Raw genomic sequence first — 13761 nt, 5'->3', positions numbered from 1 at the left:
GAGAACTATCCCTTTACCGCGCCGAGCGACAGGCCTTCGACGAGATAGCGCTGCGCATAGAGGGCAAGTGCCAGCGTCGGCGTGATCGAGAGCACGATCGCCGCCGAGATCTGGCCATACTGGATGCCGGAGGAAGTGATGAAAGCCAGCGCGCCGACCGTCACCGGCTGCTTGTCGGCCGAGGCGAGCACCAGCGCGAAGACGAAATTGTTCCAGGCGAAGATGAAGGCGAGCAGGCCGGCGGCCGCAATGCCGGGGCCGGCGAGCGGCAGCGCGATCTTGCGGAAGGTGGCGAACCAGGAATGACCGGCGATGCGGTAGGCGTATTCGATATCGGCCGGGATGTCCTCGAAATAGCCACGCACGATCCACAGGATCAGCGGCAGGCAGATCAGCTGATAGACCCAGATCAGCCCGATATAGGTGTTGGCCAATCCAAGCTTCTGGAAATAGAGGGTCAGCGGCAGGAGCACCAGCAGTGCCGGGGCAAACCGGAACGACAGCAGCGTGAAAGCGATGTCTTCCGAACCGCGGAACTTGTGCCGCGCAAAGGCGTACGCAGCCGGGACGCCGAGCAGCAGCGCGACTGCGACCGAGGTGACTGACAGGAACACCGAATTCCAGAGGTTGCGCATGAAGGCGATGTCGAGCGTGCCGGCTGCCGTCGTCAGCTTTCCGGTGATGAGCGCGGTGTAGTTGGCCAGCGTCGGCTTGAAGACAAGCTGCGGCGGAATCCGCAGGATCGTCTCGTTGGTCTGGAACGACATCATGAAAATCCAGACGATCGGGAACATGAAGAAGATCACGACCAGTGTGAGTGCCGCGCCGCGCAGGATGCGTTCGAGAAGCGAGGTGTGTTCCATCTCGGCCTCCTATGCCTGGCCGCGGGCGCGTTCGCGCAGCCGCAGCCAATTCTTGATGAAGATATTCGACAGGAAATAAGTGATCGCCCACAGGATGATCATCAGCGCCGCCGAACGGCCGACATTGGTCGACTGGAAGAAGTTGAGGTAGGCCTCGACCTGGAAAACGGTCAGCGTATCGCCCGGACCGCCTTGGGTCATGGCATAGATGATGTCGAACTGCTGGATTGAATCAAGCAGCCGGAACAGCGTCGCTGTCAGGATGTAGGGCGTCAGCATCGGCAAGGTGATGCGGAAGAAGACGAAACTCCTCGGCACGCCGTCGAGTGCTGCCGCCTCGAACGGCTGCGTCGGCAGGCTGCGCAGGCCGGCAAGCAGCAGGATCATGATGAAGGGCGTGTAGACCCAGATGTCGACGAGGACCACCGTGAAAAGCGCGGTCGACGGAGAGGAGGCCCAGCGGAAATCCTGCAGCCCGATCAGGCTGGCGAGATAGCTCAGCACGCCGAAGCCGGGATTGGTCATCAGCTTCCACATCAGCGCGGCCAGCGCGGGCGCCGTCATCAGCGGCATCAACAGCATGATTGAGATGAAGTTGTTCAGCGTCGAGCGCTTCTGCAGCAGCATGGCTATGCCGAGGCCGAGAAGCAGTTCGAGCAGGACGGTAATGCCCGCATAGAGCAGCGATATCTCCAGCGTATTCCAGAACCTCGGGTCAGTGAAAAAGGAGATGTAATTGTCGCCCCAGTTGAACTGCCGCGCCCAAGGCTGGCTTAGCCGATAACGCTGGAGAGAATAGACCACCGATGTGAAGAACGGGATCAGGATACCGATGCAGACGAGCAAGGCCGGCAGGCTAAGCACATAGGGCAGCACCCTCTTGCTGATCCTGAAGCCGGAAGGCCTGTTTCTTTGCATTGTCGCCGCAGTCATCGTGGTGTTTCCGTCATCTCTGTTGCTTCGCCCTGCCGGCCGCCCAGGGAGCTAGGCGGCCGGTTGGGCGAGTGGCGGCACCGCCAGTAGTCGAGCATCGGATTTTCCCAAAACCGTTTCCACCTTGGGTCCGATGCTGCAGGCGCCGCTTCGCTGTGGAATGCTGGCTGACCCGCAAAAGCGGGCCAGCCGTTCGCTTGGACTTAGCCGAGCCCGGCTTCCTTGAGCTGGCCGTCGACGCTGGTGGCCAGCATGTCGAGGCCTTCGTCGACCGGCACTTCCTTGGCCACCATCTTCTGCAGCGTCGCCGCCCATTCGGTGGTCAGATCGAAGAACAGCGGCTGCGGGGTGAACTTGATGCTGGCGCCCGGCGCCGAGACGTCGAACATCTCGACATAGCCCGGATAGCTCTTGTTCAGCTTCTCGCGGAACATCTCGTCCTTCCAGACCGACTGACGGACCGGATTGACGAAATCCATCTTGGTCGCGCCGAACAGCGCATGCTCGGGCCCTGATGCCCATTGCATGAAGTACCAGGTGGCGTCCTTGTCCTTCGAGAAATTGGACATCGACAGCGACCAGATCCAGATGTTGGGCGTCGGCGCCTTGGCTGCGGGATTGGCCTTGAAGGCGGAAAACGCGAGTTTGCCGGCCATCTTGTTGTCGCCGCCATTCATGAAGTAGCCGAGGATGTCGGCGTCGAAGATCATCGCCGAGGCGCCCGCACCGAGATCGGTGCCGACCTGATACCAGGTGTAGGTCGACCAGTCCTTGGGGCCGCTCTCCTGGATCATCTGGACCCACTGCTTGTGGAAGGCCTTGGATTCGGCGGTGTTCATCGCGGCCGACAATTTACCGTCGGCCGAGACGTTCAGGTCCTTCTGGTCAAAGTTGGCGTAAGCCGACAGGAAGCCGGGATGGATCGTCGCCCAGGAGCGCGAGCCACGCACGCCGATGCCGTAGACGCCGCCACCGACATCCTTGGTGAGTTTGGCCGCTGCGGCGACCATCTCGTCCATATTGCCGGGAACGGTGACACCGGCCGTGTCGAACATCGCCTTGTTGTAGGTGATGTTGTTCTGTTCGAAACCCCATGGAATGCACCACTGCTTGGCATCGTCGGAACCGAGCACTCCACCGGGCTGGCCGTTCCAGGCGCAGGATTTCCTGACGCCGGGCAGGAAGTCGTCCCAGGCATAGTTCGGGTTGGTCTTGGCCGGATCCTTGATCCACTCGTTGAGGTCGGTGATCCAGCCGGCCGGGCCGTATGTCCAGGTCATGTAGGCGCCGGTCATGAAGGCATCGTATTCAGGCGAACTGGCCGACAGCGCAGCGGTGACCTTGTCGAAATAGACGTCTTCCGGAAACACGTCATAGACGACTTCCATGCCGGTCAACTTCTTGAAGTTTTCAAGGTTGGCGATCATCGCATCCGCATAAGGATGCTTGTTGAGCAAGAGCTTGATGGTCTTGCCCTTGTGCGCCTGCCAGTCGAAATCCGCGGCGAGCGCGCGGGTCTGCCCCAGATTGAGCAGCGTGCCGGCCGTGCCGGCGGCAAGGCCCATCGCGCCAAGGCCCTTGATCAGCCCACGACGATCGACTTGTCCGCGCAGGAACGCATCGATCAGGTCTTTTTCTTTCTCATGCATTTGTCTTCTCCTCCACAGGGTAGTTTCAATCGAATGGTTGCCGGCTACCCGACCGGCGTCTGCTCCACGAGTGATCGCGCCGTCCGCTCATCGGTGACCAAGCCTTTGAGATAGCGGCCCTCCAACACCGATTTGATGGCACGAACCTTCACCTTGCCGCCGGCAACGGCGACAATCCTGCGATTGCTGATGTCTTCGCGCGCCAGCGCCAGCGCCCGGTCGGAAAGCGTCGTCTCGACCGCTTTTCCAGCATCGTCGAAGAAATGGCCGAGCAATTCGCCGACGCCCCCCTTGCGGCGGATCTCCTCCATTTCGCCCTTCTCGATCATGCCCGTGGCGACCAGCGACGCCTCGCGCTCGGCAGTGCCGATACCGGCAATGAGCAGGTCGGCGGCCTTGCCGAGATCGAAGACCTCGCTGATGCCCTTCTGCCCGAGCAGCACGGTTCGATCCTCGACCGTGTTGGCGAACATCGGCACCGGCATCACATAGGCTTCCGCACCGGTCCGTTCGGCCAGGCGGTGAATGACATCGTGAGGATTGGCCGAGAACTTGCGCGTCAGGCCGCCAAGCAGCGAGACGAAGCGGGTCTTTTCGGCCGATATGCGCGGCAGATATTCCACGCAGGCGGCCAACGTGCGGCCGTGACCGACGCCTATCAGCGTATCCTCGCCGCGTTCGATCTCGCGCTTGAGAAACTGCGCGCCGGCGATACCGAGCGCCTTGAGCGGCAAGTCTTCGCCGTCGAAGTCGGGAACAACCTCGCAGTAATCGAGGCCGTAGCGGCTGGACAATTCGTCTTCAAGCGCGACGCATTCCGACACTTCGCCGTCGATATAGACTTTGACCAGCCCTTCCTGGTTGGCCTTGGTGATGAGGCGATGCGCCTTGAGGCTGGTCAGGCCAAGCCGCTTGGCGACCTCCGACTGGGTCAAGCCGCCAGCATAATGAAGCCAGGCGGCACGGGTCGCCATACTGGTTTCATCGTCGCGCAGGAGGCCGTTTCCAAAACCAACCATTTCCGCCCTGAGATATTTTTATCAGTTGATGCAAAATTTTTCACAAGGCGCTGCCGGAGTCAAGCGCCGCGTGATCCAAATTGCACTGAGGAGGCAAAAAACTGGCCTGCTGGAGAGGCATCATGCAGGCCGGCGCCCGTTTGAAATGCCACACCTGTCGACCTGCCGGAGCCGCGATCAGTCTGCCGCCCTGCTCGCTAATCGGCGCCCAGGGTTGGCTGCGTGGCCCAGCCGATCAAATTTGCGACATTTGCAATTGCCCGGGACCCGAATGGCGGTAGACCTCGCTTGCGGATCAGGCGGATTCGGGCACGTAGGGACAAGGGCCGAGACGTATCGATCTTCACTTCGCGGGAGCTACAATAATTCTTCACAAACGGCTATCTATGCTGGCGACAGGGCGTTTGGTTCGAGTCACGAGGGGCGCGGCTTGGAATTCGATTTGAAGACCATTGAGGCGCTTGCTCCCGATCAAGCGTCGCTGAGCGCCGCCTCCAAGCTGACCAAACGATCGAACTGGCCGCGGCTCGAGCGCAATGAGCATCAGGCGCTCATCTGGGGTGAATGCCAGGGCTCCGGCTCCAATCCTTATCGGGTGGTCGTCGACACAGGCGATCACGGCTACAAATGCACTTGCCCGTCGCGAAAATTCCCGTGCAAGCACACGCTGGCCCTGATGTGGATTGCCGCCACCGCGCCAGCCAGTTTTGCCGCGGCCGAATCCACGCCGGAATGGGTGAATGACTGGCTTGGCCGGCGCAGAAAGACGACGCCAGCGCCAGCGCAGTCGACACAAGGCGCGGCAGCCAAGAGCATCGATGAAGCCGCACGGATGGACGAGAGCGTCGCCGTCGAAGACATTGCGGCTGTGGAGCGTCGCGAGGCAGCGCAGCGCAAGCGGGCGGAGGACACACGACAAGCGGTATCGGCGGCGCTCGATGAGCTCGATCAATGGATCGCCGATCAGTTGCGGCTTGGCCTTTCGAGCTTTATCGACGCGAGCAGCGACCGTTGCCGCCGGATTGCCGCGCGGCTGGTCGACATGAAGACGACCGCGCTTGCCGGTCGCGTCGACGAGATCCCATCGCGGCTGATGGCGCTGCGCAGCGAGGAAAGACCGGATGCGGCAATCCGCGAGCTCGGCAAGCTCGTGCTGCTGGCCAAGGCGTGGCGGTCGTCGCCCGACGATCCCGAGTTGAAGCGCCTCGTATCGACGTCCGAAACCCGCGAACAGGTTCTGGCCAATCCGGATGCAAGACAGGTCGAAAGCTTCTGGGAAGTTCTGGGCGAGAAGATCGAGAGCCGCCGCGACGGTCTCGTCAGTCATTCGACCTGGCTGCTCGATCTTAAGAGCACCATCCCGCAATTTGCCGTGCTGCTCGACTATTTTCCGGCTTCTGCCGGGCGCCGGTCCAACGCTTTTGCTCCGGGTGATCGTTTCGATGCACGGCTGGTCTTCTATCCATCACGCAAGCCGCTCCGCGCATTGGTGGCGGAACGCAGGGGTGAAGTGATGTCCGGCGCGTGGCCTGATTTCACCTTTGGCGCTGCAAAGGACCCACTTGCCACGCATGCTTCCCATCAGGAGGCTGCGCCTTGGACTACCGATTGTCCTCTCATGCTGCCGGCTGGTGCGATCCTGGTCGACGACCGGGGCACAGGCTGGTGGCAGGCCGCGGACGATGCGCAAGGGATAGCCTTGCCGATCGCCGGCGCTGTCAATCAGACATTGCTCGGCCTCGACCTTGCGGCCACGGCAGCGCTCTGGGATGGCGCCCGGCTTGATCTTCTGGCGGCGCAAAGCGGGTTCGGGAGGCTTGACCTGTCGTGAATGAGGGCGAGCAAGCAGGCCTGGCGACAATGCGCGATTGCTGGATCACCGGCGGAGCCACTTTCGATCTGGCTCCGACCGCCTGGAAGGCAATCGCCGGCGGCGCAAATGCCGACGAGCAGGAGCGCCGGCTCCTGGCAATTGCAGCGCAAGCGCTCGACGTCGCCTTGCGGCCGGCGGCGCCGAAGACGCTCAAGCGGCGGCCGCCGCTGCCCGGGCTTGCCTTGCCAGTGCTGCCGGAGCGGTTGCGGCCGCTTTTGCGCGCCGCGCTGAAACAAGCCGCCGACGCAAGGCGCAAGACGCGCTTGGTGGCGCTTGTCGCCAGCCGTGGCTACGTGCTTCATCCGATGGACTGGATGCCGTCAGCGTCAGATCAGAACAGCCCGGACGTCTACGCCCCCTGGATCGACTGGCAAGCCAGCGTGGATGGAGAAAGACATGCCCCGCAAGAGAAACTCACGGCGGAAAACTGGGATGAGTTCTATCCCGCCGCGCGCCGCATCGCGCTGGCCGATATGCGCCGGCGCGAACCGGCCGCGGCGCGAATGCTGATCGGGGCCAAGGCCTTGGGCGAACCTGCGGAGGTCAGGCTTGCGCTCATCGAACTCATGCGCTTCGGCCTTATGCCAGAGGACGCGCCGTTCCTGAAAAGCCTTGCCACCGACCGTTCCGGCAAGGTGCAGGAACTGGCTGGCCGGTTGCTTGCAAGGTTGGGCGAGCACGGCCATTCGAGCGAAGGCGGGGCGGAGGATCCCGCAGTCGAACTCGCCGCCTTCATCGGCGAAGGCAAATCCGGCTTCATCCGCCGCCGGACCACCTACACGCCGGCGAAACTCAAATCCCCGGCGCAGGAAAAGCGCCGCGCCGAATTGTTCGAGACCTGCAATCTCGTCGACCTTGCCGCACGGTTCGGCACTACGGAACCCGAATTCATAGGGGCCTGGCAATTCGGCGCCGACACCAATGCCGACATCCTGATCGCACGAATGGTCGCCGCTTCCGGGAGCGACGCGGCGGTGACGCATATGGCGGACATGCTTGTCGCCGATGGCGGCAAACCGGCGCTGTTCGTGTTGCACCTCATGCCGCGTCTGGACAGCCGCAGAAAGCGTCTCCTCATCAGGTTGATCCTGAAAGACTCGAAATATCTTGGTGCTCTCAATCTTGCCGAAGGCATGGAAGCAAGTTGGCTGGAATGGGGCGACCTGACGAATAGCCAGACCCTGCTGGCGTTGCGTTCCGCCGTTGCGGGAAACGACGATGCCGTGCGGCGGGGCGCCGACGAAATGGTGGAAACGATGGGCTTTCTTGCCACTGCGACCACAGCAGCCAAATTGATCGACGAGGTGGTCGCAGCCGGCATGCCGCCCGCGGCCCCATCACTCAGTGTCCTGCGTCTCAATGCGGCGCTGGCCGAATATCAGTCTAGAACCGACACATGATCAATCCGGAGAATTCATATGAACGCTGCCATCCGTCTCCCGGTCGAGCAGGCCTATGCCTCTGAATTGCAGGCGCTGGCGCGTGGTGACGACAGGCAAAAGCCTGCCGGCTGGAGCCTCTCGCCGCAGGCTGTGCTGACCTATCTTCTGGGCGGGAAGGCCGGTGACGGCACGCCGGTGACGCCAAAATATGTCGGTCGTCGCCGACTGATGGAGACCGCGGTGGCAACGCTCGCCACCGACCGCGCGCTGTTGCTGCTCGGCGTGCCCGGAACGGCCAAGTCCTGGGTGTCTGAACATCTCGCCGCCGCCATCATGGGTGACTCGACGCTGATCGTGCAGTGCACGGCCGGCACCGACGAGAACCAGATCCGCTATGGCTGGAATTATGCGCAACTTCTGGCAAAGGGCCCAAGCCAGGAAGCGCTGGTGCCGACGCCGCTGTACCGCGCCATGCAGACCGGCAAGCTCTGCCGCCTCGAGGAACTGACCCGCATGGGCTCGGACGTGCAGGACACGCTGATCACCGTACTTTCCGAAAAGATGATGCCGATCCCGGAATTGAACACATCGATCTATGCCCAGCGCGGCTTCAACATCATCGCCACGGCAAACAACCGCGACAAGGGCGTGAATGAACTCTCCTCGGCGCTCAAGCGTCGCTTCAATGTCGTCGTGCTGCCATTGCCGGAAGACATGGCGGAAGAGGTGGCGATCGTCTCCAAACGGGTCGATGAGATGGCCGGCGGGCTCGACCTGCCGGTGCCGAAGAATGTCGGCGAGGAGATAGCCCGCGTGCTGACCATCTTCCGCGAATTGCGGTCCGGCGCGACCGCGGACGGCAAGGTGACGCTGAAGACGCCCTCGGGCTCGCTATCGACGGCAGAGGCGATCGCGACAATGGTTGGCGGGCTCAGCCAGGCGGCGTGGTTCGACAGCGGCAAGCTCGGCCCCGAAGGTCTAGCCGCCAGCCTTGTCGGCGCGATCGTGAAAGATCCGGTGCAGGATAAGGTTGTGCTGGAGGAATACCTGGAAACAGTGCTGAAGAAGCGGCCGGACTATGCCGGCTACTACGCGGCTTTGAACGCAGCGATCTGACGCCGTGGGACACGGCGACATCGCCTATTTCGGCATACGCCATCACGGGCCTGGTTCCGCCGACAGCCTGGTGCAGGCGCTACGGGATTTGAAGCCGGTCGTCGTGCTGATAGAGGGGCCGATCGACGCCTCCCCGCTGCTACCCTTGCTGGCGCGCCCGGAAATGCAGCCGCCGGTGGCGCTGCTTTGCTATCCCGAGGACGATCCGGCTTCGACAAGCTTCTGGCCTTTCGCTGAGTTCTCGCCCGAATACCAGGCGGTGCTGTGGGCCGTTGGCCACAAGGCGGCGTTGCGGTTCATCGACCTGCCGTCATCGGCGCGGTTTACGGCGGCGGTAACGGATGGCGCGAACAAGACCGACGATCCCGACAGAGCCGAGCCCACGGACGAAGCCGGCGGCGAGGACGGCGAAGCGGCCCCGCATCGGCGTGACCCGATAGGTACACTCGCAAGGGCTGCCGGCTATGAGGACGGAGAAAGCTGGTGGTCCGACATCATTGAACAGAACCCGGAACCCGGCCCTATATTCGCGGCCATCGCCGATGCGATGACGACACTGCGGGACGGCGAGGGTCCGATCGCTGAGTTCGAGGCCCAGCGCGAAGCGCACATGCGGCTCGAAATCGCCGCTGCGCGAAAGGAATTCGACGGACCTGTCGCTGTCGTCTGCGGGGCATGGCATGTGCCGGCACTGCAGGCCACACACTCGCAGAAAAACGATCAAGCCCTGCTCAAGGGGATCGCGCGGCGCAAGAGCACGATGACATGGGCGCCGTGGACGGGACCGCGTCTGGCGCTGGGCTACGGCTATGGCGCGGGCGTCGTCGCACCCGGCTGGTGCAAACATCTTTGGCGCACGCGCGGCCGTCACGATGCGGCAACCCTATGGCTTGCAACGATCACGGCGGTGTTGCGGGCGAAAGGTCACCTGATCTCGACCGCTTCGTTGATCGAAGCGGAGCGGCTCGCCCGGACGCTCGCCGCAATTCGAGAGCGGCCGAAACCCGGGTTTGAGGAATTGCGCGACGCTGCGATTGCGGCTCTGTTCAATGGCGAAGCGTTGCTGTGGGCTCTGGTCGAGGCTGAGTTGCTTCTAGGTGCGGACGTTGGGGAAATTCCACCCGACACGCCGTTGGCGCCATTGATCGAAGATCTGCAGCGCAACCAGAAGGCAGCGCGGCTGAAGCCCGAGGCGCTTGAGCGGGAATTATCCGTAGACCTGCGAAGTGATAGCGGGCTGTTTCGCTCGACACTGCTGCATCGGCTGAACGTGCTTGGTGTGCATTGGGGCAGATTGACGGACAGCGGCCGCAGTCGTGGCACCTTTCGCGAGCGGTGGACGCTGGCATGGGATCCGGAATATTCCGTCCGTCTGGTCGAGCACCTGATTTACGGGCCGACCATCGAAAAGGCTGCCAACGGCCGCCTGATCCAGATGATCGAAACGGCCGCGACCCTCGACACGCTTGCGGCACTGGTCCAGAGCGCCATCACCGCAGGCTTGTCGGAAGCATCGACTGCCAGCCTCGCGGCGTTGGAGGCACGAGCGGCGCACAGCAGCGAATGCCTGGAGATCCTGGCGTCGGTGCCGCCGCTCGCCGACATCATCCGTTACGGCGAGGCTCGCAAGACGGAGACGAACCGGCTGTCCGGCCTCATGGAGCGGCTGATCGTCGAAAGTGCGATCGCGCTTCCCTATGCTGCGCGCGATCTGGATGAGCAAGCCGCCGCGACACTGGTTGGTGCGATGCGCAAGGCCGATGAGGCGATCAGACTGGTCGAGCCCGGGCAAGACGTGCTGGACGGATGGTGCAACGGGCTGGCTGCCGTGCTGGAGGGGTCACGGTCGACGGCGCTGCTGGCAGGATGTGCCGCGCACCTTCTCTACGAGGCCGGTCGCCTATCCGCCGAAGCCGCTGCCGGGCTGCTCGGGCGACGCCTGTCGCCAGGCACGCCGGTGGCCGAGGCGGCCGGGTTCTTCGAAGGGTTCTTCAGCACAGCCGGTCAACGGCTGATTTATGACGAGGGTCTGCGCGGTGCGGTCGATGGGTGGCTCAAATCCCTGGACGAAGATGCTTTCATCGCGCACCTGCCATTGCTGCGTCGTGTCTTTTCCAATCTGGACAGCATGGAACGCCGCCGGCTGATCGAAGCGGTCCTCGGCCGCGCTGCGCGCCTGCCGGCTGGCCTGACGCCGTCGCCGGATGGGGGCGAGGCATGGCGCCGGCACCTGGAGCTGCTTGGACCGTTGCTCATGGGACAAAACGGCAAATGGATGACGAGAGCGAAATGAATGAGCCCGGCCCACTCACTGCCGATGGCGGAAGGGAGCGCCGCTGGCGACTGGCGATCGGCGCCGATGACGAGGCGTCGGCAGCACTTTCCAGCGACGACAAACGACTTTCGGCGGCGCTCGACGCACTTTACGGCGACGGCGCCAACGCGGCGGCCAGCGACCCCCGCAAGCGGCGCGGTGGGCTCGGCCGGTCGGCGCCGCGCGTTGCGCAATGGATGGGCGACATTCGCTCCTTCTTTCCCGCGCAGGTCGTTCAGATCGTCCAGAAAGATGCTTTCGAACGGCTCGACTTGAAGCAGATGCTGATGGAGCCGGAATTCCTCAAGGCGATCGAGGCGGACGTCAACCTGGTCGCCGACCTGGTTTCGCTGCGCTCGGTCATGCCGGCCAAGACCAAGGACATCGCCCGCACGATCATCGCCGATATCGTCGCCAAGCTGATGCAAAAGCTGGAGCAGAAGACCGCCGAAGCGATACGCGGCGCGCTCGACCGGTCGAGGCGCACCAACCGCCCGCGTTCGCGCGATATCGACTGGCAGCGTACCATCTCGGCTAACCTTCGCCACTACCAACCCGAGCACAAGACCATCGTTCCGGAGAAGCTGGTTGGTTTCATGCGCAAGCAGCGCCGGCTGGTCGATCTCGACGAAGTCGTTCTCTGTGTCGACCAGTCCGGCTCGATGGCGAGCTCAGTGATCTACGCCTCGGTCTTCGCAGCCGTCATGGCCTCACTGCCGGTTGTTCGCACCAAGCTCGTTTGCTTCGACACGACCATCGTCGACCTTACCGAGGAACTCAGCGACCCCGTCGAAGTGCTGTTCGGCGTGCAGCTTGGCGGCGGTACCGATATCAATCAGGCCGTCGCATACTGCGCCGACCGTATCGAGCGGCCAGCCAAGTCGCATCTGGTGCTGATCACCGATCTCTATGAAGGCGGCAACGGCCAGGAACTACTGCGGCGACTGGCCGCGCTGGTTCGATCCAGCGTCAATGTCGTCGTGCTTCTGGCGCTGACCGATCAGGGCCGGCCCGGCTACGATCCCACGATGGCAGGTTCGGTCGCGGCACTTGGTATTCCTGTCTTCGCCTGCACACCGGATCTGTTTCCGGATATGATGGCGGCGGCACTGCGCCGGGAAGATATCGGCGCCTGGGCGGCGGGGGCGGATATCAAGCTCATTCGCGCCGACGCCGAGGCGCCTAGGGCAGACGAGTGAGCGCCATGTCCCAGAGGGTTGTCGAGCTCCTGTCGCGGCTGGAAAAGCGGCTGGACAGGTCAGCGATTGTTTTAGCCGACGAGGCAGGACCACGTTACAGGGAAGATCCCGACGGCAAAGCCGGCTCACCGCCGGAGTTCGTGCTGCGTCCGCGTACTGCCGGCGAGGTGTCGGACATTCTGCGCTTCTGCAACGAGGCGGGGCAGAGGCTTGTTGTCCAGGGTGGCCGGACCGGGCTTGCGGGTGCTGCGCGCATCCAGCCCGGCGAGGCGGTGCTGTCGCTGGAGCGCATGACTGCGATAGAGGCTGTCGACCGCGAGGCCGCGACGATCGTCGCCGAGGCCGGCGCGCCGCTGCAAATGGTGCAGGACGCGGCCGATGCGGCTGGCTTGCTGTTCGGCGTCGATATCGGCGCGCGCGGCACGGCTACGGTCGGCGGCAATGTTGCCACCAATGCCGGGGGCATCCGCGTGCTGCGCTACGGCATGTATCGGGCGCAGGTGCTCGGCCTGGAAGCGGTGCTTGCCGACGGCAGCATCCTGACCTCGCTCAAGGGCTTGCCCAAGAACAATTCCGGTTACGACCTCAACCAGCTCTTCGTCGGCAGCGAAGGCACGCTCGGCGTCGTCACGCGCGCTTGCCTGCGGCTGCACCCGAAGCCGGCCACCGAGGTCAACGCCTTCTGCGCGCTTGCGTCGCTCGATGCGGCAATCGCGCTGCTTGCGCTGCTCAGGCAGAAGCTCGGGCCGTTGCTGTCGGCCTATGAGGTGAATTTCGCGCCGCTCTACGGTGCCATGGTCGCCGGGATGGATGCACCGGCGCCGCTGCCCGTGGGGTCACCCGTCTATGTGCTGGCCGAGATCCAGGGCAACGAGCCCGAGCGCGACGGCGACCGATTTGCTGCTGTTCTGATGCAGGCGGTCGAGGACGGCATGGTCGACGACGTGGTCGTCTCGCAGTCGCCGCGCGAGTTCCGTGCGCTGTGGGCGGTGCGCGAGGATGCCAACCGCTTCCTGTTTTCAATGAAAGGCCTGATCGGCGTCGACATCAGCATCCCGCTGGCAAGGATGGGGGCTTTCCTGCAAGAAGCAGAAGCCGCGATCAGGACTGTCGACCCCAGCGCCGACATCTACGTCTTCGGCCATCTTGGCGATGGCAATCTGCACTATCAGGTGCGCACCGTGGATCCGGCGGCGGCGTACGACATCGTCTATCGTGGCGTCGCCGCGGCCGGCGGCGGCGTCTCGGCCGAGCATGGCATCGGCCTCGACAAGAAGGAATGGTTGCACCTAGTGCGCAGCGATACCGAGATCGCGGCCATGCGGCGCTTGAAAGCGGTGTTTGACCCGAACAATATCCTCAATGCCGGGCGGGTCTTCGATCTCTCACCGGCTGAAATCGAAGGCCGATAGC

General features: G+C 63.2%; 10 protein-coding genes. 6 read left to right on the top strand and 4 right to left on the bottom strand.

Translation table 11 applies throughout. The features are described 5' to 3' along the window. Nucleotides 1–5 precede the first annotated feature (5 nt). From NKH73_RS21625 to NKH73_RS21610, 4 genes are all read right to left on the bottom strand, one after another. Nucleotides 6–863 (bottom strand): carbohydrate ABC transporter permease, encoded by an 858-nt coding sequence (locus NKH73_RS21625; protein WP_123146898.1) that lies wholly within the window; start codon nucleotides 861–863, stop codon nucleotides 6–8. Between the two features lie 9 nt (nucleotides 864–872). Then, nucleotides 873–1796: a carbohydrate ABC transporter permease gene (locus NKH73_RS21620; RefSeq protein WP_352936043.1), complete on the bottom strand. Its 924-nt coding sequence runs from the start codon at nucleotides 1794–1796 to the stop codon at nucleotides 873–875. 203 nt (nucleotides 1797–1999) lie between these two features. Continuing rightward, the gene (locus NKH73_RS21615) at nucleotides 2000–3445 is read right to left on the bottom strand and encodes an ABC transporter substrate-binding protein (protein ID WP_352936042.1); all 1446 of its coding nucleotides are present in this window, start codon (nucleotides 3443–3445) and stop codon (nucleotides 2000–2002) included. Between the two features lie 44 nt (nucleotides 3446–3489). Further along, complete coding sequence (locus NKH73_RS21610; protein ID WP_127289599.1) at nucleotides 3490–4464, bottom strand: sugar-binding transcriptional regulator; 975 nt, start codon at nucleotides 4462–4464, stop codon at nucleotides 3490–3492. Between the two features lie 430 nt (nucleotides 4465–4894). Here NKH73_RS21610 and NKH73_RS21605 point away from each other — a divergent pair, with 430 nt between their 5' ends. The 6 genes from NKH73_RS21605 to NKH73_RS21580 are packed head-to-tail and all read left to right on the top strand — an operon-like array spanning nucleotide 4895 to nucleotide 13760. After that, entirely contained in the window at nucleotides 4895–6295 is a 1401-nt protein-coding gene (locus tag NKH73_RS21605; protein WP_352936040.1) for an SWIM zinc finger family protein, read from the top strand. Beyond that, nucleotides 6292–7737 (top strand): DUF5691 domain-containing protein, encoded by a 1446-nt coding sequence (locus tag NKH73_RS21600; protein ID WP_352936038.1) that lies wholly within the window; start codon nucleotides 6292–6294, stop codon nucleotides 7735–7737. Before NKH73_RS21605 ends, NKH73_RS21600 begins: the two co-directional genes overlap by 4 nt. 18 nt (nucleotides 7738–7755) lie before the next feature. Next, the gene (locus NKH73_RS21595) at nucleotides 7756–8835 is read left to right on the top strand and encodes an ATP-binding protein (protein WP_352936036.1); all 1080 of its coding nucleotides are present in this window, start codon (nucleotides 7756–7758) and stop codon (nucleotides 8833–8835) included. Between the two features lie 4 nt (nucleotides 8836–8839). Then, a complete protein-coding gene (locus tag NKH73_RS21590) occupies nucleotides 8840–11128 on the top strand; it encodes a DUF5682 family protein (protein ID WP_352936034.1) in 2289 nt (762 codons plus the stop codon). Beyond that, complete coding sequence (locus NKH73_RS21585) at nucleotides 11107–12348, top strand: VWA domain-containing protein (RefSeq protein WP_352936032.1); 1242 nt, start codon at nucleotides 11107–11109, stop codon at nucleotides 12346–12348. The genes NKH73_RS21590 and NKH73_RS21585 overlap by 22 nt, the downstream gene beginning before the upstream one ends. A gap of 5 nt (nucleotides 12349–12353) precedes the next feature. Further along, on the top strand, nucleotides 12354–13760 hold the full coding sequence (locus NKH73_RS21580; RefSeq protein WP_352936030.1) for an FAD-binding oxidoreductase: 1407 nt from the start codon (nucleotides 12354–12356) through the stop codon (nucleotides 13758–13760). The last annotated feature ends 1 nt before the right edge of the window (nucleotide 13761 follow it).

Source organism: Mesorhizobium sp. M0938, from assembly GCF_040319125.1.
GTDB lineage: Bacteria > Pseudomonadota > Alphaproteobacteria > Rhizobiales > Rhizobiaceae > Mesorhizobium > Mesorhizobium robiniae.
The sequence above is the reverse complement of the archived record's forward strand: the minus strand, read 5'-3'. Positions and strand labels throughout refer to the sequence as shown.